General features: G+C 46.6%; 27 protein-coding genes. 16 read left to right on the plus strand and 11 right to left on the minus strand.

The window, feature by feature from the left end; translation table 11 throughout:
- Window positions 1-56 precede the first annotated feature (56 nt).
- From V7S65_RS22080 to V7S65_RS22090, 3 genes are read left to right on the plus strand one after another with little or no spacing between them, the layout of a single operon-like run.
- Entirely contained in the window at window positions 57-251 is a 195-nt protein-coding gene (locus tag V7S65_RS22080) for a YtxH domain-containing protein (RefSeq protein WP_079471452.1), read from the plus strand.
- 24 nt (window positions 252-275) lie between these two features.
- Window positions 276-746, plus strand: a complete 471-nt coding sequence (locus V7S65_RS22085; protein WP_336387625.1) for a hypothetical protein — start codon at window positions 276-278, stop codon at window positions 744-746.
- 20 nt (window positions 747-766) lie between these two features.
- Complete coding sequence (locus V7S65_RS22090; RefSeq protein ID WP_079471450.1) at window positions 767-1,114, plus strand: hypothetical protein; 348 nt, start codon at window positions 767-769, stop codon at window positions 1,112-1,114.
- Here V7S65_RS22090 and V7S65_RS22095 read toward each other — a convergent pair.
- The 3 genes from V7S65_RS22095 to V7S65_RS22105 form a co-directional block, all read right to left on the minus strand.
- Window positions 1,062-2,762, minus strand: coding sequence for a TonB family protein (locus V7S65_RS22095; protein WP_336387624.1), 1,701 nt, complete (start codon window positions 2,760-2,762; stop codon window positions 1,062-1,064). The two genes, V7S65_RS22090 and V7S65_RS22095, sit on opposite strands and share 53 nt — an antisense overlap.
- Window positions 2,763-2,765: 3 nt before the next feature.
- Window positions 2,766-3,128, minus strand: coding sequence for a BlaI/MecI/CopY family transcriptional regulator (locus V7S65_RS22100; RefSeq protein WP_336387623.1), 363 nt, complete (start codon window positions 3,126-3,128; stop codon window positions 2,766-2,768).
- Window positions 3,129-3,238: 110 nt separating this feature from the next.
- Window positions 3,239-4,264 carry an SPASM domain-containing protein gene (locus V7S65_RS22105; RefSeq protein WP_079471447.1) on the minus strand — a complete coding sequence of 342 codons (1,026 nt, stop codon included), beginning with the start codon at window positions 4,262-4,264 and terminating at the stop codon, window positions 3,239-3,241.
- 132 nt (window positions 4,265-4,396) lie between these two features.
- Here V7S65_RS22105 and V7S65_RS22110 point away from each other — a divergent pair, with 132 nt between their 5' ends.
- Window positions 4,397-5,146: a glycoside hydrolase family 25 protein gene (locus tag V7S65_RS22110; RefSeq protein ID WP_336387622.1), complete on the plus strand. Its 750-nt coding sequence runs from the start codon at window positions 4,397-4,399 to the stop codon at window positions 5,144-5,146.
- Between the two features lie 20 nt (window positions 5,147-5,166).
- On the plus strand, window positions 5,167-5,436 hold the full coding sequence (locus V7S65_RS22115) for a hypothetical protein (RefSeq protein WP_079471445.1): 270 nt from the start codon (window positions 5,167-5,169) through the stop codon (window positions 5,434-5,436).
- Here V7S65_RS22115 and V7S65_RS22120 read toward each other — a convergent pair whose 3' ends face one another.
- A complete protein-coding gene (locus tag V7S65_RS22120; protein WP_336387621.1) occupies window positions 5,437-5,982 on the minus strand; it encodes a CAP domain-containing protein in 546 nt (181 codons plus the stop codon).
- Between the two features lie 368 nt (window positions 5,983-6,350).
- Here V7S65_RS22120 and V7S65_RS22125 point away from each other — a divergent pair, with 368 nt between their 5' ends.
- Window positions 6,351-6,536: a hypothetical protein gene (locus tag V7S65_RS22125; protein ID WP_079471443.1), complete on the plus strand. Its 186-nt coding sequence runs from the start codon at window positions 6,351-6,353 to the stop codon at window positions 6,534-6,536.
- A gap of 115 nt (window positions 6,537-6,651) precedes the next feature.
- On the opposite strand, the gene V7S65_RS22130 is transcribed toward V7S65_RS22125, so the two are convergent.
- Window positions 6,652-7,089 carry a YybH family protein gene (locus V7S65_RS22130; RefSeq protein WP_336387620.1) on the minus strand — a complete coding sequence of 146 codons (438 nt, stop codon included), beginning with the start codon at window positions 7,087-7,089 and terminating at the stop codon, window positions 6,652-6,654.
- A 118-nt stretch (window positions 7,090-7,207) separates the two neighbouring features.
- Between V7S65_RS22130 and V7S65_RS22135 the strand changes: the two genes are divergently transcribed.
- From V7S65_RS22135 to rmuC, 4 genes are all read left to right on the plus strand, one after another.
- Window positions 7,208-8,398 (plus strand): DegT/DnrJ/EryC1/StrS family aminotransferase, encoded by a 1,191-nt coding sequence (locus V7S65_RS22135; RefSeq protein ID WP_336387619.1) that lies wholly within the window; start codon window positions 7,208-7,210, stop codon window positions 8,396-8,398.
- Window positions 8,399-8,469: 71 nt separating this feature from the next.
- Complete coding sequence (gene kdsB, locus V7S65_RS22140) at window positions 8,470-9,195, plus strand: 3-deoxy-manno-octulosonate cytidylyltransferase (RefSeq protein ID WP_079471440.1); 726 nt, start codon at window positions 8,470-8,472, stop codon at window positions 9,193-9,195.
- A 20-nt stretch (window positions 9,196-9,215) separates the two neighbouring features.
- Window positions 9,216-10,292, plus strand: coding sequence for an iron-containing alcohol dehydrogenase family protein (locus V7S65_RS22145; protein WP_079471439.1), 1,077 nt, complete (start codon window positions 9,216-9,218; stop codon window positions 10,290-10,292).
- A gap of 148 nt (window positions 10,293-10,440) precedes the next feature.
- On the plus strand, window positions 10,441-11,883 hold the full coding sequence (gene rmuC / locus V7S65_RS22150) for a DNA recombination protein RmuC (protein WP_336387618.1): 1,443 nt from the start codon (window positions 10,441-10,443) through the stop codon (window positions 11,881-11,883).
- Between the two features lie 106 nt (window positions 11,884-11,989).
- On the opposite strand, the gene V7S65_RS22155 is transcribed toward rmuC, so the two are convergent.
- On the minus strand, window positions 11,990-13,183 hold the full coding sequence (locus tag V7S65_RS22155) for an MFS transporter (RefSeq protein ID WP_111577238.1): 1,194 nt from the start codon (window positions 13,181-13,183) through the stop codon (window positions 11,990-11,992).
- A gap of 178 nt (window positions 13,184-13,361) precedes the next feature.
- Between V7S65_RS22155 and V7S65_RS22160 the strand changes: the two genes are divergently transcribed.
- From V7S65_RS22160 to V7S65_RS22170, 3 genes are all read left to right on the plus strand, one after another.
- The gene (locus V7S65_RS22160; protein WP_079471436.1) at window positions 13,362-13,832 is read left to right on the plus strand and encodes a Dps family protein; all 471 of its coding nucleotides are present in this window, start codon (window positions 13,362-13,364) and stop codon (window positions 13,830-13,832) included.
- 120 nt (window positions 13,833-13,952) lie between these two features.
- Window positions 13,953-14,705 (plus strand): NYN domain-containing protein, encoded by a 753-nt coding sequence (locus V7S65_RS22165; protein WP_079471435.1) that lies wholly within the window; start codon window positions 13,953-13,955, stop codon window positions 14,703-14,705.
- Window positions 14,706-14,709: 4 nt separating this feature from the next.
- Entirely contained in the window at window positions 14,710-15,252 is a 543-nt protein-coding gene (locus tag V7S65_RS22170) for an O-acetyl-ADP-ribose deacetylase (protein WP_079471434.1), read from the plus strand.
- A 131-nt stretch (window positions 15,253-15,383) separates the two neighbouring features.
- Here V7S65_RS22170 and V7S65_RS22175 read toward each other — a convergent pair whose 3' ends face one another.
- The 4 genes from V7S65_RS22175 to V7S65_RS22190 form a co-directional block, all read right to left on the minus strand.
- Complete coding sequence (locus V7S65_RS22175; RefSeq protein ID WP_159454376.1) at window positions 15,384-15,527, minus strand: hypothetical protein; 144 nt, start codon at window positions 15,525-15,527, stop codon at window positions 15,384-15,386.
- Window positions 15,528-15,598: 71 nt separating this feature from the next.
- Window positions 15,599-17,572, minus strand: coding sequence for an alpha-ketoacid dehydrogenase subunit alpha/beta (locus V7S65_RS22180; protein WP_079471433.1), 1,974 nt, complete (start codon window positions 17,570-17,572; stop codon window positions 15,599-15,601).
- 34 nt (window positions 17,573-17,606) lie between these two features.
- The gene (locus V7S65_RS22185) at window positions 17,607-17,957 is read right to left on the minus strand and encodes a phage holin family protein (RefSeq protein WP_079471432.1); all 351 of its coding nucleotides are present in this window, start codon (window positions 17,955-17,957) and stop codon (window positions 17,607-17,609) included.
- A 106-nt stretch (window positions 17,958-18,063) separates the two neighbouring features.
- A complete protein-coding gene (locus V7S65_RS22190) occupies window positions 18,064-18,996 on the minus strand; it encodes a hydroxypyruvate isomerase family protein (RefSeq protein ID WP_336387617.1) in 933 nt (310 codons plus the stop codon).
- A gap of 178 nt (window positions 18,997-19,174) precedes the next feature.
- Here V7S65_RS22190 and V7S65_RS22195 point away from each other — a divergent pair, with 178 nt between their 5' ends.
- The 3 genes from V7S65_RS22195 (at window position 19,175) to V7S65_RS22205 (ending at window position 22,914) form a co-directional block, all read left to right on the plus strand.
- Window positions 19,175-20,143, plus strand: coding sequence for a formylglycine-generating enzyme family protein (locus V7S65_RS22195; protein WP_336387616.1), 969 nt, complete (start codon window positions 19,175-19,177; stop codon window positions 20,141-20,143).
- Between the two features lie 40 nt (window positions 20,144-20,183).
- On the plus strand, window positions 20,184-21,515 hold the full coding sequence (locus tag V7S65_RS22200; protein ID WP_079471429.1) for a Gfo/Idh/MocA family protein: 1,332 nt from the start codon (window positions 20,184-20,186) through the stop codon (window positions 21,513-21,515).
- 106 nt (window positions 21,516-21,621) lie between these two features.
- Complete coding sequence (locus V7S65_RS22205) at window positions 21,622-22,914, plus strand: D-alanyl-D-alanine carboxypeptidase/D-alanyl-D-alanine-endopeptidase (protein ID WP_079471428.1); 1,293 nt, start codon at window positions 21,622-21,624, stop codon at window positions 22,912-22,914.
- On the opposite strand, the gene V7S65_RS22210 is transcribed toward V7S65_RS22205, so the two are convergent.
- Window positions 22,911-23,567, minus strand: a complete 657-nt coding sequence (locus V7S65_RS22210) for a hypothetical protein (protein WP_133256130.1) — start codon at window positions 23,565-23,567, stop codon at window positions 22,911-22,913. The genes V7S65_RS22205 and V7S65_RS22210 overlap by 4 nt on opposite strands.
- Window positions 23,568-23,586: the final 19 nt, after the last annotated feature.

The raw sequence follows: 23,586 nt of genomic DNA on the forward strand, positions 1-23,586 counted from the left end.
CACCTCTGTTACCAAAAAAGAAAACCTAATTTATAACATCTTAAAAACCTTTAGTTATGAGTACAAGTTCCAAAGCCGTGGTTTCATTTATTGTAGGTGCAGCCGTAGGCGTTGCGGTAGGGTATTTCCTCAATTCAGATAAAAAAGATGAACTGGTAGAAAAATTAAGAGATCAGTCTGAAAAGCTGAAAGAAAAATGGAGAAAGAAAAAAGATCAATTCCAGGATGAGTTAGAAAATGAGTTGGCATAACCCCATTTGAATAAATTGATTTGCATGGAAGATAATTTCAGCAACTATTTTACCCAAACGGGTAAAGTAGCCAGGGAATACCTGGAAACCAGACTGGACCTGATTAAGCTCCAGGCAGCAGGAAAGCTGTCAAAAGCGTTGGGATTGTTTTTCTCGCTTTTGATGGCTTTCCTGCTGTTCTTTTTTGTGATTGTGTTCCTGGGCATGGTAGTAGGCTTCTGGATCGGTGAAATGACCAATAGTTTTACGATTGGTTTCAGCTGTGCCGCGGGATTATTTATTTTGTTATTTCTTGTTATTTTGTTGTTCCGTAAACAGCTGATACAGCGGCCGCTGGCTAAATTGCTGATTACTGAGCTGGTAGATGAAATCACTGAGCAGGATGAGCATTCCAATCATATTCATAATCAGCGGACGAAGGAATATCCTGAGCAACCTGTGGATCCCGGGTATGTTCCGGATGAAGAAGCCACTGAAAACACCATGAAAGGATAAACAATGATAAATGTTTACACATGAGTAAGAAAATAAACAGCTTCGAATCACTGGAGCTGGAAATTGAACGGTTAAAAATGAAGTCCAGGCGGCTGGAAAATGAGATGGGTAACAGGGTAGATTATTTCAGGGACAACTATAAAAAGATGGCCCTGAATGCTGTTATCCCCGGTAGCGCAAAACATAGCGGTGCCCTGAACGTAGCCATGAACGTGGCTAAGATTGCCTGGGGAAGTGGTAAATTTAAGAATTTTGCTACCGGGGCATTAATGACAGCACTTGAGTTTATAGGAGTTCAGTTAGGCATCAACCTGTTTAACAAGGTGACGAAGGGTCGTCGAAAAAAGAAAGAGCCAGTGGCTGAATAAAGGAAATAGGTTTTGGTAAAAATCCCATCACTATTACATCTGCATTGTCTGCATCGGGTCCTTTGATATATCCTCCTGCGCCGTTATCCAGCATAAATGATATGCGCAGGGAAACGGTAACAGTTTTACCGGAAGGATCCGCGGCAAAAGTGGGAAGCAATCCTGTAACGCGTTTTACCTCATCACCCAATGCTTTATCCGGTGTTTGCAGCACCTCTATATCATTGATAGTTCCGTTGGGTTGAATTTTATATTGTAGCATAACTACACCAGCTGCTTTGCTTTGCTGGCTTGCCCTTGGATAGCGGACGTTTTTTGCAAACGTTTTGCGGTATGCACTTTCCCCGCCGGGAAAACGATTCAAAAAGGTAGAGTCGGTAGTAATTCCCTTAACTGCACCATTGCTTTCAGCCAATGCCAGGTCCAGCAGCTGTTGCGGGCAACTTTTCACAGGAAAAGCTCCTATACCGCCTTCCTTTGGAAAACAATAGAAGAAATAAGTGCCAAACGGATTTCCCGATGTTTCCTTCATTGACCACCTTTCTGCTGTCAGTTTGAACTCAATATCTGTGATTTCCCCGTTCTCATTACGTTTGAGGGTTGGGATGTGCAGCGTTATTCCTTTTTTCAGCAGCACTTTCTTCATCACTGCAAAATCTTCATCGGTAGTTAGGCGCGTAACAACTCCATAAAGTTGATCTTTTTCTGTGGCCAGGTATTTACTACCTGCATCATTTTTCGCGGACGAAGGGGCGGTAGCCGCCAAAAGGCCGGCTGCCAGCGCCAATACCGGCAGCAACAGCAGGTACCGCCAGGTACGTAACCGGGGTGATTGGGTTTTGTTCATCATGAGTATTCTGTTTTTAATGAATGACTTACTAAAATGATTCACGATTGTTACCCGGCTTCCCGCCAGGCCAATCTTCAGTAAACTGTACTGGTAGGCATCCGGCGCATCTGTAGTTTGGATAACGGCTTCATCTGCCAGGAATTCCAGGTTCAGCTGCAGGGCCCTTTTGCAACGCCATGCAAAAGGATTGATCCAGCAAATGCAGCAGTAAAAGGCAGACAGCAGCATATCGGCAGAGTGGTATTGCTGTACATGCGCTTCTTCATGTTTGAGAACATGTTGCAGTTCCGTGTGTGCGTGGGCGTTAGGGTCGAAGAAGATGGTTCTCAGGAAAGAGAAGGGCGCCGTTATTCCGGGGAGTTGCACATAGCGTATGTTGTTGCGCGTATACACGTTGCCTGCCCGCACCAGCCGCCTGATTTTTAAGAGCTGTAGCAGATGCAGCAACAGTAACAGGACGACTACCGCTGTGTATACGGTAACCAGTATGGTGGCGGCATGTTGTGTCAATGGATCCCACCAGTGGCTTACTATTGCCGAGGTGGTTGTTTGCGTAGATGCGTGCGCGTTATCGCTGAAGTAAACGTTTACCGGGGAGGCACTTTCTGTTGGCTTTTGCGTCCAGCGTAGTGCCGGAAGCGGAAGCAGTGGTAATGCTGCGGAGAAGATGAAAGCACTCAGCAGAACTATCCTGTTATACCTGTAAAATGTTTCTTTTTTAAAACAGCTGATATACAGGAGATAAAAAAGCGTCATCGCGCAGGATGCTTGCAGAATATATATAAACAGGGTAGGCATACGTTATTTTTTATCTTTTTCAATCATCTTTACCAGCGTCTGCATTTCTTCCGCACTTATTTTTTCTTCCTTGGCGAAATAGGCCAGCATGTTGAGATAGGAGTTATCAAAGAAAGTATTGAGTACTTTTTTCATAAAAGTATCTTTATAACTTTCCTTTGCAATGGTGGGATAATACTCGAAGGAGCCACCATATTCATGATGGGCGAGATATCCTTTTTCTTCCAGTCGCTTCATGAGCGTGGCGATGGTGTTGTAATGAGGTTTTGGGTCGGGGAGCTGCTCTATCGCATCCTTTACAAATGCTTTTTCGAGATCCCACATTACCTGCATTAATTCTTCTTCTTTACGGGATAGCTTTTTCATAACACGAATATATAACTATTTTTGTAGTTTAAAAACTATTTTTGTAGTATTAAACGACAAATGTAGTTAATGGATTGAATGTCAATGAGAAAAAAATCAGCGGGAGGGAATTATCCCCAGACTTTAGTGCCTTCGCTGCAATTGGCGCAGATATCTATGTTTTTGCGGGTTTCGAGGATTTCACTACGGAAACGGATATACTCTTTATTATGCCATAGTGCCTTAAAGGATTCTTTCTTCAGATCGCCCAGCCGGTGCTGTGCGTCTTTGTCGAAGCAGCAGGGCACTACGAGCCCGTCCCAGGTAACTACCGGGGAGTGCCACAGGCGCCAGCAATGGTTGCTCAGCTTGTTTTTTATGGCGTAGGTCCCGTCTTCATTGCGGTGGTAGCGCGAGTATTTATCAATGGTAGGGATTAAGCGGTTGCCTTCTTCATAATCATATACCTGTGCTGTTTTAAACCGCACCTGGTCTACGCCTATTTCCTTAGCCAGCCGTTTAATATCTTCTATCTGGTGTTCATTGGGTTTTACTACGAGGAACTGAAAGAAAACAAAGGGTTTAGATGAATTCAGCTCTTTTTTCCATTTTACGATGTTTTTTGCACCTTGTATCACTTTATCGAGATGGCCGCCCACACGATACTGCGTATATACGTCCTGGGTAGTGCCGTCGATAGAGATGATGAGCCTGTCCAACCCACTTTCCACCGTTTTCTTTGCATTGGCGTCTGTAAGGTAGTGAGCGTTGGTAGAGGTAGCGGTATATATTCCTTTGTCTGCCGCATATTTCACCATGTCCAGGAAACCGGTATTGAGATAAGGTTCTCCCTGGAAGTAAAAGATCAGGTATAACAGTTCTTTGGAAATTTCATCGATCGTTTTCCTGAAAAAATCCTGTTCCAGCATGCCGGTAGGGCGGGTAAACGCCCGGAGTCCACTGGGACATTCAGGGCAACGGAGATTGCAGGAGGTGGTGGGTTCAAAAGATATAGAAATAGGATAGCCCCACTGAACCGGCTTACCGGTCCACTTGCTCATAAAATAGCTTCCAAGTACTTTGCCGGCATTCAAACCGCGGCGCAACGTGAACTTGGAAAACAAATTAAGGGTATCCTTCAGGTTAAAATCGGGCATAAAAAATCACTTGACCATTGTAAAAGTAGCTCCTTTAAACAAATTATAACCTATACTTGCTGTAAAAAATAGGACTGCCGGCAATTATTACAGCATCCTTACCCAATTACCCTGCAACTAACAGAAGCAAAAGTGAAAAGCATCCGGATCCGATTATTATTAATATTACTGGTAGTATTAGCCGCAGTGGCTTATTTATGGTGGCGCGAGCGGGAAAAGCAAGTGAAATTTGTGCGGTATGAAGAATTTGGAATTGACATGCCGGTGAATTATAAGATACACGGTATAGATGTTTCTAAATTCCAGAAAGACATCAACTGGGCAGCAGTAAAGCAAATGCAGGTGGATAAAATTCGTATATCCTTTGCGTTTATAAAAGCAACAGAGGGTATTACACGGCAGGACGCCGCCTTCAAACAAAACTGGGACAAGGCCGGAAAGGCTGGCTTAATCCGGGGCGCTTACCATTTCTTCTATGCCACCCGGGATCCGCTGAAACAGGCTATTAACTTTCACAATGTGGCCGACCTGCAAACCGGCGACCTTCCGCCGGTGCTGGATATAGAAACCAGCAATAACCAGCCTGCGGCGGTAATCCGCAGCACCGCAAAGATCTGGCTGGAAGAAATGGAGAAAGTATACAAAGTAAAACCCATCATCTACACCAATATTCATTTTTACGAAACGTATCTTGGCAGCGAATTTGACCGTTATCCTTTATGGATTGCACATTACTATCAGAAAGAGCGGCCGCGTTCCGACAGGGCCTGGTTGTTCTGGCAGCACAGCGATATCGGCCGGGTAAATGGTATCCGGACCACCGTTGATTTTAATGTATTTAAGGGTGACAGTACAGACCTTGCCAAACTGTGCATACCTTAGTATTGCTGATATAAAAGATTATGGAAGAAGAACAGGAAAAACCGGCGCCGGATCCCAATAAGATGGATTATGAATTGTTTCATTTCCTCATAAAAATTATGCGGACCATCTTTATTGGCTTTTTCTGGTTAATGATCAATGTATTCCTGGGGTTGTACCTGGGATTTGCCGTGCCGGAGGAGTCTACCCCCGGCAGGATGATCTTTTTCTATAGCTGGTTTGGGATTTCCATGGCAGCGTATCTTTATTTTGTATGGCGCATGTGGCGCAAAAAGATGAGCGCTCCCTGATTAGTTAGCAATGGATCTTCTGCCCAATTCCATTGTCCAGTCGTTGTTATAGCGGCCGATGCCGATCTCTGTAAATTTAGCATCCATCATATTATGACAATGTTTCGGGCTGTTTAGCCAGCCGAGTATCACGGCCTGTTCATCCAGGCTGCCGGCGGCAATATTTTCCCCGTAGTAGTTCCATTTGTACCCGGCGGCATCCAGACGGGCGCCAGGCGTAGAGCCATTGAGCCCGGTATGATCGAAATATTTATTCAGTACCATGTCTTTGCTGTGATCATAGGCTGCTCTTTCCAGCAGGCCGTTCCAGGTAACAGGGCTCACGGCGGGCATCTGTTCTGTACCACAGTTACAGCCGCGGCTGCGTAATCCGTTTACCAGCAGCAACAGGGCGTTGCGGTCCACTTTATTTTCGGGTACCACCGACGTATCTGCAGGAGGTGTTTTTCCCGGCTCATCCAGGGCAAGATCTGTCTTTTTAGTACAACTGCAATAAATAACAACAGCCATCAGTGCGGTGGCAATACGCATAATTTTCCCGGGCATAACCAGTAATAAGTTATAGTAAATAGATACCGGGTTCTAAACAGGACTTGGATTAAAACTAAAAATCGGCTTTAGGAGGAACTTGATTAAAACTACTCGTGGTTGATCAGAGGTTACGGGTTAAAACTCGTTTGAGGCATCGAAGATATGAGATAATGATCATAGTTTTTGTAAATCTAATGTTAATCATAACTGCAATATTTCCGCACCCGTTATGTTGTTATTCTTTCTCACTGTGCATCAGGGTTTTGTGGAACTGATACCCCGGACACAGTTCGCTAAGTGCCCAAAACGGCCTGTTTTGCAGGTGGAATAGTGTTTGTGATCCTTCTGTGTATCTCCATATTTTCATCTTCAAAAAAGAACGTATGAAAAAGAAGGAAACAGATCATACCGGTGAATATCATGACAGGAAGAAAAAACCGGTAGATATACTGGATCAGGATAAAGGCACTACTACCCGTAATCCCTTACATGGCGATTTGTCTGATAAACCTGAGAAGGAGAACAAAGCCGTTAGGGATAGTGAAGCCGGTAAAAAATCAAAGCATTGAACTTTTTACCATATCATATGAAAACTTTCAAACTTTATTTCTAAAGATAAAGAAGTCCAGAACTTCTTTAATGTTGTGGTGTATAGCGGCCATCCTATTCCTGGGATGGTTTTTTTTAGCTGCTATGGTCGGCAATAATTTTCCATTGTCCTTTTATTTTTTGTAAGATGAGGCTGAAGTGGCCCTGTAGGTCTCCTATAGTCCTTTCCAGGTGCCATTTCCCGATTAAGAGGTAGGTATCTGAAGCCAGGGGTTTGAATTCCAGCAGTTTAAAATCCAGTTTACCCATTGCAGCGGCATCCGGATATGTTTTCTTATAGCGGTCCAGCGTGGCCTGCCAGCCATAGGTTACCCCGTTTTTGCCAATAAACAGCAGGGAATCGGAATGCCAGTAGGTAGTCATGAAGCCCTCGATATCCCCCTTATTCCAGGCAGATGTTTGTGTGGCCATGAGTGCAGCAATCTGCTGCTGATCGGCGGCCCGGGCTTTCTGTGCGTGGGTGGGCATTCCGGCTAAAACCCCCAACAGGGTAAGGAACAGTATAAAACGCATGGTGAATTTTTAGCAAAAGATAAACAGTTTTTCCGATGTAACGCAATGCCTATTATAGTAACTTTGCAGCACTATTTAAAAAGCACTCATTCAAATTATATTTTAAAATCAACAGTTTATGCCCGGATATGAACTATTTGGAGCCGAGGAAAGGAAAGAAGTAAACGACGTACTGGAAACAGGAATAATGATGCGTTACGGATTCGACGGTCCGCGTAAAGGCATCTGGAAAGCAAAGGAGCTGGAACAGGCTATTTGCGATAAACTGAATGTACAGTATACCCAGCTGGCCTCCAGTGGTACAGCCGCGTTGACCACCGCTATGGCAGCCCTGGGATTGGGCGCCGGCGATGAAATCATTATGCCCACCTTTACTTTTGTGGCCAGCTTTGAATCGGTATTTTCCGTAGGCGCTACACCGGTACTGGTAGATGTGGATGATACCCTTACCCTGGACCCCAAAGCAGTGGAAGCTGCCATCACTCCCCGTACTAAGGCAGTAATGCCGGTGCATATGTGTGGTGCAATGGCGGATCTGGATGCGTTACAGGCCATTTGCAAAAAGCATAACCTGTTCCTGCTGGAAGATGCCTGCCAGAGCTTCGGTGCTTCCTATAAAGGGAAAGCGCTGGGTTCTATCGGTGATGCCGGTACGTTTTCTTTTGATTTCGTAAAAACAATCACCTGCGCAGAAGGCGGCGCCATCATTACCAATAATAAAGACATTTATACTAAATGTGACGGCTATACGGATCATGGTCATGATCATCTCGGAGTAGACCGTGGTGCTGATCTTCATCCGTTTATCGGTTACAATTACCGTATTTCTGAACTGCATGCTGCAGTAGGACTGGCGCAGATCCGCAAACTGGATACCTTCCTGGAAATACAGCGTAAAACCAAGAAAATATTCAAAGATGCACTGGCTACTGTGCCGGGTGTAACCTTCCGCCGTTTGCCGGATGAAGCCGGCGACAGCGCTACCTTCCTGTCGTTTTTCCTGCCGGAAACAGCCCAGGCAGCCAAAGCGGCTGCTGCGATGAAAGCCGCAGGACTGGCCGCCTTCCATTACTATGATAACAACTGGCACTACATCCGCCAGTGGCAGCATTTTAAGGAAGGAAGTGTATTGACTCCTTTTGCAAAAGAACTGAAACAGGCCATGGAAGTTTACAAAACCAAAGAATTCCCTGCTTCAGATGCTATTATCGGCAGAAACATTTCCACCCCGATCAACCTGGGCTGGAGCGATGAGGAAATCCGCGAAAGAGCAGATAAACTCGTGAAGGCGGTTAAAAGCGCATTATAATTGATCTGACAAAGGCGTCCGGCAGCAATGTATATTTGTTGTCTGCGCCTTTGCAGTTAAACCAATACTACATGAGAAAAATAGCGTTGATACCTGCCCGTTATGGAGCATCCCGCTTTCCAGGTAAGATGATGGCTAAGCTGGGTGATAAAACGGTGATACTCAGAACCTATGAATCTGCTGTAAACACCGGGGTTTTTGACGATGTAATGGTAGTGACAGACAGTGATCTTATCTATAATGAAATTGTAAATAACGGAGGCAAGGCCGTTATGAGCAAAAAGGAACATGAATGCGGTACCGATCGTATAGCCGAAGCCGTTGTAGATATGGATGTGGATATTGTGGTGAATGTGCAGGGAGATGAGCCTTTTACACAGAAAGCGCCGCTGGAAAAGCTGTTGAAAGTATTTGAAGGAGAAGAAGGAAAGAAAGTACAGGTGGCTTCGCTGATGCAGGAACTGAAAGACCCGGCGTCCATTGAAGATCCTAATTACGTGAAAGTGGCGGTAGATAAGAATTTCAACGCATTATTCTTCTCCCGTTCCGTTATTCCCTATCCACGGAATAAAGATATCAAAAGCATCTACTACGAGCATATCGGTATTTACGCTTTCCGCAAACAAACCCTGCTGGATTTCACACAGCTGGCGGTGACTCCACTGGAGGCCGCCGAAAAAATTGAATGTTTGCGTTACCTGGAGAATGGCATTCCCATGAAGATGGTAGTGACTTCCTACATGGGCGTGGAAATAGATACTCCGGAAGACCTGGAAAAGGCAGCAAAACTTTTATAATACCTAACTAACACGGATATATGAAATTCAGGAATTTTAAAATGGTGGACTACGTAGTTTACGGCAGCGGATGTTTTGATCAGCTGGGTGAAATACTGGCCCCCAGGCGCATAGGTGATGCTCCCATGATATTCTTCGTGGATGAGTACTTCCAGGATAAGAATGAATTTTTGGCCCGTCTTCCGTTGGAAGGGAAGGACAAAATTGTGGTGATTGATGTGACCGATGAGCCTAAAACCAAAACAGTAGATAAGATCCGTGATGAGCTAAAAGCGGAATTCGGCACAGTATCCGGTATCATTGGTATTGGCGGCGGTTCTGTGATGGATATGGCTAAAGCGGTATCCCTGATGATGACCAATCCGGGTTCTTCTGCTGATTACCAGGGATGGGATCTTGTGAAAGTAGCCGGTGTATATAAAGTGGGTATTCCTACTATTTCCGGTACAGGAGCGGAAGTAAGCCGTACCTGTGTGTTAACAGGGCCTACCCGTAAGCTGGGTATGAACTCAGACTTTACGCCGTTTGACCAGATTGTGCTGGACCCCTCGCTGACCAGAACTGTGGAGGCAAACCAGCGTTTTTATACTGCTATGGACTGCTTTATTCACTGTGTGGAATCGCTGGAAGGCACTTACCTGAACGCATTCAGTAAATCATATGGTGAAAAGGCGCAGGAGCTGTGTGAAGAAATTTTCCTGCAAAAGGATCAGTGGGATGATGATGCCGACGAAAAGCTGATGATGGCTTCTTATGCAGGCGGGATGAGCATTGCGTATTCCCAGGTAGGAGTGGCACATGCTGTGAGTTATGGCCTGGCGTACCTGCTTGGTACCAAGCATGGTATTGGTAACTGTATAGTGTTTGATAAGCTGGAAGAATTTTATCCCGAAGGCGTGATAAAGTTTAAGCAAATGGTGAAAAAGCACAAGATTGATATCCCGCAGGGTATCACCAAAGGCTTAACAGATGAGCAGTTTGAAACGATGATTAATGTGTCGCTGGGTATGGCGCCGTTGTGGGAAAATGCGTTGGGGAAAGACTGGCAGCAGATTATGACCCGCGAAAGACTGCGTAAGCTATACGAGCGTTTATAACAGGGTTAACTATATTGAAAGCAGGAACGGGCGGAACAATTTCCGGTTGTTCCTGCTTTTTTAATGATTTTTGAAGAAGTTTATCTATCCACCGCAACGCAGATTCAGTGCGTAGTAATAAGTTATTTTGCTTTCAGAGGAAATTATCATGATTACACTAATCGTCATTTCGGGAATTGTGATACTGGTGCTCGGCTACCTTTTGTTCGCTGCTAAACAACAACAGCGTGCCCAGGAGGCGGTGCTGACGCAGCAGCAGGGTATTTGGCAGGCCAGCCAGGCGGCCCTGCAGGAAAAGTATAATCTGCTGGAGGCCCGGCAGCAATACCTGCAGAATATGCTGGATGATAAAGGGGCATTGGTGAAAGAGAAGCAGGAGCAACTGGAACGGATAAACGAAGAGTTTTCGGTGCTGATGTCTGAACAGGGCCGCATCATGGAGCAGAATAAGTATCTCCAGTTGCAGTTGAGCGGGGAGAAGGAGCGGTTGCAACAGGTGCAGCAGGATTTTAAAATCCAGTTTGAGAATATTGCCCAGCAACTGTTACAGCGTATTTCCGGTACGTTCATGGAGCAGAACAAGGTGAAAATGGATGATGTACTGAAGCCGCTGGCCGAGAAGATCGACAACTTCCGCAGTAGCGTGCAGCAGTCGCTGGTAGCGGAAACGGCGCAGCGTACCGAGTTAAAGAATGAGTTGCAGCGGTTGTTACTGCTCAATCAAACGCTGTCCAAAGAAGCGAATAACCTGACGAATGCCCTGAAAGCAGATACGAAGAAGCAGGGAAACTGGGGAGAAATGATCCTGGAAAGGGTATTGGAGGCTTCCGGGCTGGAAAAGGGGGTGCATTATTTTACCCAGGATGCGCAACGTGACGAAACCGGGCAACTGAGAAAACCCGACCTGGTATTGCAGCTGCCGGAGAACCGGCAACTGGTGATTGACTCCAAAGTATCGTTGAAAGCCTATGAGCAGTATTGCAGCGCCACCAGTGAAGATGAAAAGAAACAGGCGCTCAGGATGCACCTGCAGTCGGTGAAAAACCATGTAACCGAATTAAGTGCCAAAGCTTATCATACGCTGTATAAAAACACTACCGACTTTGTGATGTTGTTTATCCCCATTGAGCCGGCTTATGCGTTGGCGATTATGCAGGTGGATGAAGACTTGTATGATTTTGCTTTCCGTAAAAGAATTATACTGGTGAGTGTACCGTCTTTACTGGCTACACTTCGCGTGATTGATAATATGTGGCGACTGGATAAACAAAATAAGAACGCGGAAGAAATTGTAAGACAGGGAAGCGCCTTGTATGATAAGTTTGTGGGCTTTGCGGAAGATATGGGCCTGATCGGGGAACACCTGAAACGCAGCCAGAATGTTTATGAAAGCGCCATGAATAAGTTATCCACCGGGAACGGTAATCTTGTGGGCCGTGCGGAAAGAATGCGCAAATTGGGTCTTGACAATAAGAAGGTGCTGCCAAAAGATCTGAAAGCAGATACGGCTGCAGACCTGTCACTGCCTGATGAAGAGCAGATTACTGTAATTCCTGCAAAAGGGGTTGCAGACACGGATGTTGTGGAATAGTGCGCAGGGAAAAGCAGGGGCATCAATGATGCCGGAGGGAAGGCGAAACTATGGAACCACCTTTACTATCCGCTGCTTTACCACGCACATCTTCCGGGACTGCAAACTACAACTGCTGCGGAGCGGCATCAGCTGCCTTCCTGGGTTTATAGATGAAACTGAGATATAAGGTAGCCATTATCGTGATAGCGGCAAATACATAGAACGTAACCGGGAAATTAGTGGCGTGATTATTATAAATGAAAGCCGAAAAGTAAGCTCCCAGGCCGATACCGGCTTCCATGGCAATATACATACTGGCCAGTGCGCGCCCACGATGTTCTGGCCGCCCCAGATCAACCGTCCAGGCAGTAACGGCAGGGGAGTTGAGCCCCACAGAAATTCCGTATACTACTGCGGAGGAAAGGAGTAATATGCTATTATGGGCCAGCGCCATCATCAGCATGGAGCCAGCCATCATCAGCGCGGAGATCTTTAAAACAGGTACGCGGCCAAACTGGTCTGATACCCTGCCCGCTAATAACCGGATACCGATGGAGCTGGCGGTGAAGAAAGTGAAGAAGAGCCCTTTATTGCTTATTCCCAGGTAGGCGCTGAAATCCGGTATGATAGTGAGAATGGCGCCATAACTGAAATAGGTGAGGAAAGTAATGATCACCGGTGACCATACCAATGGTTCAAAGATCTCATTACCGGAAATCTTTAGCAGCGAAAACCGGAAGGGCTGCTTATTGGTAAGGGTTTCTTTCATCCCTATAAGAATAACCACAGACAACAACGCAAATACAGCAGACAACTGGAACATGATGTTAATATTCCATCGTACCGCCACATATCCGCCAATGGCCGGCCCCATAGCCATACCAATGGTACTGAATAATCCCACCATCCCCATCGCTTCGCCACGCCGCGTAACCGGCACCATGTCAGACACGTAGGCAGAAGTACCCGTAGGCTTAAACCCCGTAGAAAATCCGTGAAAGAACCGCAGTAACAGAAACGCACCCACAGAACTGATCAACGGATAGATCAGGCTGCATACCACACATACCAGCGACCCGAAAATCATAACAGGCACACGTCCTATGGTGTCTGTCAATTTTCCGCTGAATGGCCTCGACAGCCCCGCCATTAAGGTAAACAGACCAATAATATATCCTTTGTAATCGGCGCCGCCCATCCGGGTAAGATAAGCCGGCAGCTCAGGGATCATCATATTGAAGCTGGCAGAAAAGAGCGCATTACTAAGACAAAGAAGTATAAAATGCAGGGTGTAAATTCTTTCCTTCGACTGATACATGCACACAAAATTAGGAACTATGGTACAATTTTAGCAAAGTAATTGCCACCCCGGCGATCTCATGAACAAAAATCAGTAGTGGTCTGTTTATATTAACCGGTTGTTAAATTATGACAATCATCATAGTCCGCTAATCAGGGAAATATTAAATTTATAGTAACCAAAAAAACTCGATGATATGAAAGCAAACATTGGTGTTTCAGCAGAAAACACAAAGAAAATAGCACTAGAACTGAATAAAGTATTGGCTGATGAATTATTGATTTATGCTAAAACACGCAATTCCCATTGGAATATCGAAGGAAGTAATTTCATGGAAATGCATAAGTTCTATGAAGCACAATATGAAGAGCTGCAGGACTTTGGTGATGAGGTAGCAGAATACATCCGTTCACTGGGACACTACGCAGAAGGCCGTTACGCCGATGTATTGAAACTGACCAACCTGCTCGAATCCGAGTATTCCAACGACCAGAAAAAACAACTCAAGGAATTACTGGATGATCATGAAACAATTATCCGCAACCTGCGCAGGCTCATCGACGAATTTGATGAGAAATACAAAGATAAAGGCGCCGCAGATTTTGCCACCCAAATGCTGCAAAAGCACATGAAGCTGGCCTGGATGATCCGCGCATACCTGAGCTAAACAAAACACTTAAAATAACTAACGTGCTGGTGGCAGTAAATAACTGTAGCCGGCACGTTTTTAGTTTTCATCAATTGGCTACCTTTGCTGATGTTCCCCTTCAACCCAAAAATTAAAACAATGGATAATACCACGAAAGATCTCCGCCTGGCAGTGCTGATAGACGCTGATAACATCCCGTATCACAATATTAAAGGTATGCTGGAAGAGATAGCCAAGTATGGTAATCCTACCTTTAAAAGAATTTACGGCGACTGGACGAAGCCCACGGTAGTAGGATGGAAGGGGGTACTCCTCGATTATGCGATCACTCCCATCCAGCAATACAGTTATACCTCCGGTAAAAACGCCACCGATTCGGCCATGATCATTGATGCAATGGATATACTGTATACCGGTAGGGTGGATGGCTTTTGCCTCGTATCCAGCGACAGCGATTTTACCCGGTTGGCTACCCGCCTGCGCGAGGCCGGGATGATTGTATATGGTATGGGGGAACAAAAAACGCCCAGTGCGTTCAGGGCCGCGTGCGACAAATTTATTTACCTGGAAATTTTGCAGGTCAGAGAAAAGAAAACAGATACTGAAAAAACAACAAAGACTACCAAAGACAAACGGAACAGCATCAGTAAAGCGGATAAGCAACTGGTATCTTTAATATCCACCAGCATCAATGATATTGCAGATGAAGACGGATGGGCCTACCTGGGAGAACTTGGTAACCTGCTTTTGAAGAAACAGCCCGATTTTGACTCCCGTAACTTTGGATTCAATAAGCTGGTACAATTGCTGAAAAGTTTTCCGGACTTTGAAATAGATATCAGGGAAAGTGGAAAGAAAACCGGGAAGCTGGTGTACGTAAGAACTGTATAATCCTATGGCATATAGAAAGATCAGCATAATTCAGGGCGACATCACAAAAGTAAAGGCAGATGCCATTGTTAACGCGGCCAACTCTTCGCTTTTGGGTGGAGGTGGTGTGGATGGAGCCATTCATCGCGCCGGCGGGCCGGATATACTCAATGATTGCAGGGCCATTGTTGCCCGGCAGGGAGGTTGCAAAACCGGCGAAGCGGTTATTACCACTGCCGGTCGTTTACCGGCAAAACATGTTATTCATACGGTAGGACCGGTTTGGAACAACGGCACCCGTGAAGAAGATATCCTGCTGGCCAATTGCTACCGGCACTCACTGGAGCTGGCCGACCGGCACCATTTGAAAAGTATTGCCTTCCCTAATATCAGTACAGGCATCTACCATTTTCCTAAAGACCTTGCTGCAAAAATAGCGATGGACACCATCGTGAAATACCTGGAGAAAAATACAGAAATAGAAGAAGTGATCCTGGTATGTTTTGACGAAGAGAATTTGCGTTACACGGAACACTATTATAACCAGTATATACGTCCGGAAGAGTGATCCGGTATACTTCCGTGCTATCGCAGCTTACCATGAAAAGCTGAAAGTTTGAAGAAACATTATAAATAGAAGGGGCCATCTCATTGAGATGGCCCCTTCTATTTATAATGCGATGTGAAAAACTATTGCAATTAGATTTTTGCGTATTTAACCCATGCATAGATAAACATGGCAGCAAAAATGATAATGGCCACAGGAGCCAGGAAACCTCCGATACTATCGCCAACTTTATAAAAATTGGTGGTGTGTACTACTGTTAAAAGATTCATCAACATTGTATAATGATTTTATATTATTCCGGATGCAAATTAAAACTTTCAAGGCATATTCCCAATCAAACGGCCGGTTACCAGTTGGTTAATTGCTGTATGTACTTGTCCAGCCTTGCTTTGGCGAGAAAATTTTTTTCCAGGGAGCCGGCAAAAGGCACGGGGGTATCCAGGCTGGCACACCGCATCACCGGGGCATCCAGGAGAGGGAAGCAGTGTTCAGCGATCCAGGCGCTGATTTCCGCGCCAAAGCCGCCTGTCAGCGTGTCTTCATGCAGGATCAGCACTTTACCGGTTGCCGCTACTATTTCGCGGATAGCCGCGTAATCGAGAGGCAGCAGGGTGCGCAGGTCCAGTATAGCGATAGAAAGCGCCGGGTGTTGTTGGGCGTAGTCCAGCGCCCAGTGTACGCCGCTGCCCCAGGTAATGATGCTGATATCTTCTCCGGGCTGTACCAGCGCAGCTTTCCCTATTTCCAGGGTGTAATAATTATCGGGTACCGGTCCGCTGATGCTGCGGTACAGCGCTTTATGTTCGAAATACATGACGGGGTTGGGGTCGGCGAAAGCCGCAGTGAGCAAGCCTTTGGCGTCTGCAGGGTTGGAAGGGTATACCACTTTCAGGCCGGGTACATGGGTAAACCAGGCTTCGTTGGTTTGTGAGTGAAAAGGACCGGCGCCAACGCCGCCACCGGCGGGCATCCTGATCACCACATCAGCCGGTTGGCCCCAGCGGTAATGTATTTTCGCCAGGTTGTTCACAATCTGGTTGAAGCCACAGGTCACAAAATCAGCGAACTGCATTTCCACCATGCTCTTGAATCCCCCGATGGAGAGGCCCAGTGCAGCGCCGATCACCGCGCTTTCGCACAGTGGGGTATTGCGCACCCTGTTTGCGCCAAACTGTTCCAGGAAGCCTTCCGTGATTTTAAAAGCCCCACCATAGGCTGCAATGTCCTGCCCCATCAGGATCAGCTCCGGGTGTTGCTCCATCGCCTGTTTAAGACCGTCGGACAAGGCATTGATAAAACGCTTTTCTGAAGATGGTCCCGAAGCGGCTATGGGAGCGGGAGCCGGGGCATACAGGTCATTTAGTTCTGTTTGTGTATTGGCAATAAACGGGGTATCGGTAAGGCCCGCGGCCACTTGTACTTCTATTTCATGTTTCAGTTCTTCCCGGATAGCGGACATATTTTCTGCAGAAAGTATGTTTGCGTGTACCAGGAAGGATTCATATTGTGTGATAGGATCTTTTTTACCCCATTCCTCAAACAGGGCCGGAGGCACATATTTCACGCCGCTGGCTTCCTCATGGCCGCGCATGCGGAAGGTCATGGCTTCTATCAGTACTGGTTTCTGTTCCCTGATGGCATAGGTCCTTGCGGTTCGTATGGTTTGATATACTTCCAGCAGGTTGTTGCCGTCTATCTGTACACCTTCCATGCCGTAGCCAATGGCTTTATCTACCAGGCTGGCACAGCGATATTGTTCACTGACGGGAGTACTTAGTCCGTAGCCATTATTTTCTATCAGGAAGATGACCGGCAGCCCCCATACGGCCGCCACATTAAGCGCTTCATGAAATTCTCCTTCGCTGGTACCGCCTTCGCCGGTAAAAGTGAGGGATACCTTTTCTTCTTTTTTCAGTTGGTGTGCCAGTGCAATGCCGTCGGCAATGGAGAGCTGGGGCCCGAGATGGGAGATCATACCACATATGTGATGTGGCCTGCTGCCAAAGTGAAAGGAGCGTTCGCGGCCTTTACTGTAGCCGTCTTCGCTTCCCTGCCATTGCTGCAATAGTTTGTGGAGCGGCATTTCGCGGGTGGTAAACACGCCGAGGTTGCGGTGCAGTGGAAGTATCCACTCGTCTGCTTCCAGCGCCAGGGTGGCGCCTACGGCAATAGCCTCCTGGCCGATGCCTGAAAACCATTTACTTATTTTACCCTGCCGAAGTAGCAACAGCATTTTTTCTTCTATAAGCCGTGGATATACCAATGCTTTATAGAAAGACACTAATTGCGCATCGCTCAGGTCTGACCGGTCAAAGTGCATGAATTGGCTTTTTAACAGGCAGTAAAGGTAAGGGCTAATCGTTGTTACCGCCGGCAAGGCTGATCATGACGCTGTTGATTACGGTCATGACTATACTGAAAAGCAGGGCCCACCAGAAACCGTCCACTTTAAAACCGGGTACCAGTTTAGCGGCCAGTAGAATGATCAGTGCATTGATAACAAAAAGAAAAAGCCCGAGGGTAACGATGGTTACCGGGAATGTCAGTAAAATGAGCAGGGGTTTAACCAGGGCATTTAACAGCGCTAACACCAGCGCCAGTATCAGCGCGGTAATGAAGCTATCAACTTTTACTGCCGGTTTCAGCAGGTAGGCGGTTAACATGGCAGCTAAAGCACTAACTAGTATACGAAGCAGGAAACCCATTGTACGTCATTTTACTAGTTAAGGTAACGAAAAAAAAAGTGAATGGCAAAGTTTAGCTGTTGGTAACAGGCAAATGTTTTGTTACCAACAGCTACTTATCAGTTGTTTATATAAAACTGTCAGCTTCGCGGTATGCCTTTATCAGTGCGTCTTCGCCTTCTTTTCCTTTTCCGGCGATCCCGTGTTCCATGCCCAGTACACCTTTATATCCTTTGTTGTGGAGATGTTTAAAGATGTTTTTATAATTGATTTCGCCGGTGCCTGGTTCCTTACGACCGGGGTTGTCGCCGATCTGGATATAGGCAATTTCATCCCAGCACCAGTCCATTACAGGAATGAGGTTACCGGTATTACGCTGCATATGGTAGATGTCGTATAAAATTTTGCAGGAAGGACTTTTCACGGCTTTGCATATTTCAAAGCTCTGTTCGGCCGTACGGAGAAACAGGTCGGGGTTATCGCTCAGTGGTTCCAGCACCATGATGAGGCCATGCGGTTCAAAGATTTCCGCGCCGCTGCGCAGTGCATCGATTACGTGTGCGGTTTGAACGCCGATCGGGAGCGTCCGTTCAAAGTAGCCGGGTACAACGGTGGCCCATTTGGCGTTACAACGTTTGGCTGTTTCCAGGCTGGCTTTGCAGGTTTTAATAAAGGCATCTTTAAATTCCTGTTTGCCTGTGGCCAGGGAGGGTTTCCAGTTGTTGCCGGTATCTACTACAAACACGCCCATGGTCATGCCCAGTTTATTCAGGAGTTCGCCTATTTTGGATTGTTCCTCAGGAGAGCGCCCCAGCATGCCATTGTCTTCGATAGACCGGAATCCCTGGTCGTACATATATTTTATCTGGTCCAGGAAGTTGCCGCCATTGGCACTGTTTTTAAACATGCCATCATGAGGGCCATAGTTCATGTTAAACGGCTTTCCGGCCACGCTGGCGTTATTGGCGCCGGCAGCTTGCGCGGCGTTGCTGATGCCTCCCAGTGCCAGAGCTGAAATACCGGCCAGGGTGCCGTTTTGCAGGAATTTTCTTCTTTCCATAACGTTTGATTGATTGTATAATTGACAGGGAGCTAAATTTAATCGCTTTTCTAAGGAAATACTAATATTGATGAAAAATTTTCAATTCATCAGCCCATTTTCGCATTCATAAAAAAATATTGCTTTCCAGATTAGTTTTTTTTAGATTCACCCACTTATATATTTTCAAACACGTTAGATGATAAAACAGTATGTGACCTTAGCGCTGGGCGGATTGTTCAGCCAGGTTGTTGTTGTAGCACAATCAAAACAGGCATTCGAAGCTTATAGCCAGCAAATCCCCGGAACCGATGTCAGTTTTAAAATGGTACCAGTAAAAGGAGGCAGTTTTCAACTGGGAAGCCCCGACAGTGAAAAAGGAAGGAATAAAGATGAAGGCCCGGCAAAGAAGGTAGCAATTTCGGATTTCTGGATGGGCGCCACAGAAGTTACTTTTGACGAATACGATATATATGCCGATGCGGAAAAGGATAAAACCCCCACACCGGATGGAATGACCCGTCCGAGTCCGCCATATATTGACCTTACCCTGGGAATGGGCAAATCCGGTGGATTTCCCGCCAACAGTATGAGCCAGTATGCAGCCCTGATGTATTGCCAGTGGCTGTACATTAAAACCGGTGTTTTTTATCGCCTGCCAACAGCGGCAGAATGGGAATATGCCTGCAGGGCAGGTTCCACTACAGCGTATCCTTTTGGCGCCGATGCCGGTGAGCTGAAAGAGTACGCCTGGTTCCAGGGCAACAGCGATAATAAATACCATAAGGTAGGACAGCTGAAACCCAATGCCTGGGGACTATACGATATGCTGGGCAATGTGGAAGAATGGACACTGGACCAATATGATGAAAACGGCGTAGCCAATGCAACCGCTACTGATCCCTGGACACAGCCTACCGCTAAAACCCCGCGGCTGCTGAAAGGCGGCAGCTTCCAGGATGAAGCCCCGCTGCTCCGCAGCGCCGCCCGCCTGAAGTCGGACCCCATCTGGAACCGCCGGGATCCACAGATCCCAAAAAGCTCCTGGTGGAATGCAGACGCCCCCTTTGTTGGCTTCCGGATAGTAAGACCGGTGAAACAACCAACAGCAGCAGAAGCCACAACATTTTTTGAAGAGATGATCGCGAAATATAAAGGAGCACGCTAGAAAGATTCAACATCCAAAAATCTAAAAATCTTATTCATTTATGGACAACGAAAAGAAATTCCACGGTGAAGGCCGCCGCGAATTCGTAAAGCAAACTACCTTGCTTGCGGGCGGTTTGTTGGCTATGCCTATTTTATCCAAAGCAAATTATTTCTCAGGATCTACCGGTGTTATCAAAATAGCCCTGATTGGCTGCGGTGGCCGAGGTACAGGTGCTGCCACACAGGCGCTCAGCACAAAAGAAAATGTGGAGCTGGTAGCAATGGCGGATGCCTTCCCCGACCGGCTGAGCAACAGCTTCAATGATATTAAAGAAGCACTGGGCGATAAAGCCAACCGGGTAAACGTACCTGAAAGCAATAAATTTATCGGCTTCGACGCTTACAAACAAGCCATTGCACTGGCGGATGTAGTGATCCTTGCCACCCCTCCGGGTTTCAGACCCATTCATTTTGAAGAAGCGGTTAAACAGGGGAAACATGTCTTCATGGAAAAACCGGTAGCAACAGATCCCGCCGGTATTAAAAAAGTACTGGAAGCTGCTGCTGTGGCTAAAACCAAGAAGCTGAACGTAGTAGTAGGTTTACAACGCCGCTACCAGAATTCTTACCGCGAACTGTACAAACGCTTCCAGGATGGTATGATCGGTGATATGCTGTCGGCACAGGTGTGGTGGAACCAGGGCGCGTTGTGGGTAAAACCCCGCAAGCCCGAGTATACTGAAATGGAATACCAGATGCGCAACTGGTATTATTTCAACTGGCTCTGCGGCGATCATATCGTAGAACAGCATATCCACAATATTGACGTGGGCAACTGGTTCATGGGCGCTACCCCCGTTACCGCGGGTGGTATGGGCGGCCGCGCTGTGCGTACCGGCAAAGAGTTCGGTGAAATATTTGACCACCACTTTGTGGAGTACCGCTATGCCAACGGTGTAGTGATGAACAGCCAGTGCCGCCACTGGAAAGACGCTCCCAGCAAAGTAGACGAGGAAATTGTAGGAACAAAGGGCCGTATCTACTGTGATAAAGCCCAGATAGTGGATCATAAAGGCAAAGTGTTATACCAGTTTGATAAGAAGAAAGAAAACAATCCTTACCAAACGGAACACGATGAACTGTTTGCCGCTATTGCCAAAGGCGAATACAAATTTGCAGATGCGGAAAGAGGCGCGCAGGCTACCCTTTCTGCGATCATAGGCCGTTTGGCTACTTATTCCGGTCAGGTGATCGATTGGAATGTAGCGCTGAATTCCGGTCTGGATCTGCATCCTAAATCATATTCATTTGATGCACAGCCGCCGGTTATGCCGGATGCTTCCGGTAATTATGCTTACGCAAAACCAGGCATTACCAAATATTTTACCTGATAAAATTACCAGGCCAAAAAAACGAATCAGGGATTTATGGGAAGATCAATAAAATGGTCTTCTCATAAATCCCTGTTTCGTAATGCACAATTCGTAATTTCCATCTATGAAAAAATTACTGGTAGTAATTATATCCATATTAACCGGGGGAAGTGTAACTGCCCAGGTGGCGGCGATAAAGAAATGGGCAGAAGCAGAACTGCTTCATAAAATACCAATGGAGCAGGCACATGTGGGCATCTGTATTTATGAACCGGCCACCGGGAAATATTGGTACCAGTACCAGGACAATAAGTTTTTCACGCCCGCATCCAATACCAAGATCTTCTCGTTGTACGCAGGATTGAAACTGCTGGGGGATTCTCTTCCGGCGGCGCGGTATTATGAAAACGATACGGCTCTCTTTGTAAAAGGAATGGGTGACCCGTCTTTTCTTCACCCGGACTATAACTACCAACCCCTGCTGCAGCTGTTGCAGCAAACCGCTAAAAAGATATACCTGGTGCAGGGCGTAAATGCCAATCAACGTTTCGGCCCGGGCTGGAGTTGGGGTGATTATGCGGACGATTATCAGCCGGAACTAAACGAATGGCCTATGTACGGCAACGTGGTACGTATCCTTCACCAGGGAAATAACAATAGCATCACACCTGCTTTTTATGACCTGGATATTATGGAAGATGATACCCTGAGCGAAACTATCACGTCGAGGGATGAACGGAATAATTTATTCTACCTGAAATACAATCCGAAAGATAAAGCATTGGAAAAAGCCGAAGTGCCTTTCATCACCGGATCGGTACAGGAGCTGCGGCAAAGGTTGGAAGACACGTTGCATAAACGTATAGGGCTGGCCGTTATACCGCCGGCGGGAAACTACACGGTGCTGAAAAGCATCCCGGCAGATTCGTTGTTTATCCCGATGATGGAGCGCAGCGATAATTTCTTTGCAGAACAGACGCTGATGATGGCCTCTTCCGCTTTATGGGATACCATCAGCAGCGCACGGACCATTAAGTACCTGCTTGCCGGCGACCTCAAAAGTCTGCCGCATCCGCCGCAATGGGAGGATGGTTCCGGTCTTTCCCGGTATAACCTGTTTACGCCCCGCGACTTTGTAACCGTGCTCACCCTGATGCGGGAACAGTTTCCGCAGGAACGTCTCTGGCAAATTTTCCCCACCGGCGGCAGGGGAACAATGAAGAACTATTATCAGCAACAGAAAGTACACGCCAAAACGGGTACGCTGAACGGTGTGGTAGCATTAAGCGGCTACCTGGAAACAAAGAAAAAGAGAACGCTGGTATTCAGTGTGCTGGTGAATAATCATCATGAATCCGCTACCAGTGTAAGAAGGGCGGTAGAGCGGTTGCTCTCGATGGTGAGTGCGGCCTATTAAGGCTTTATGGTATAAGAAACGATGGTGGTGGTATCATGCAGCTGATCAGCTTCTATCAGTCCTACTCCTTTGCCGTAATAGCTGGTAGAGATAGTGCCCACAGAAACCGGGTTGCCAAAAACAATGGCATAGGCGTCCATTTTCACGGCGATCACGGAGGCGTAGTTTTTGCCATTCACCGTTTTGGTGATATCCTTTTCTGTGATGGTGAATTCCAGGATACCGGAGGTGGTTACGCCACCATTGTTCACAGTAATAGTGTCTTTCCAGCTGGTGCCGGCGGGTACATTATCTTTCAGGTAGGTAAGCTCCAGGCTATCAGCGCTGTAACCCTGAAAAGTAAGGATGCTGGCCACTTGTGTATAAATGCCGTCTTTACAGTTGGAGCAGGTAAATACGCTGTCGTTCCCCACTTTTTTATACACAATGCCGTTGATGGTTGTATCTTCTGAAACCGTGAGGGTATAGGTAATCGTGTCTTTAGCGCTATTTACGTTAATGTAGGAAAAGGAGGAGCCGTTCGTGTAAGGAGCATATTCGCAATTACTGTTGGAGGGTTGTGTACCTTCTCCTTCATTGCTCATTTCCTTACTGCAGGAAAACAGCAATGTTACCATTGAAAGGATAGCTATGAGAAAGTAACGTTTTTTCATAAAACCATATGGTTGATGT

This window comes from Chitinophaga sp. CCNWYY40 (assembly GCF_037483205.1).
In the GTDB taxonomy this organism is placed as follows: Bacteria; Bacteroidota; Bacteroidia; order Chitinophagales; family Chitinophagaceae; genus Chitinophaga; species Chitinophaga ginsengisegetis.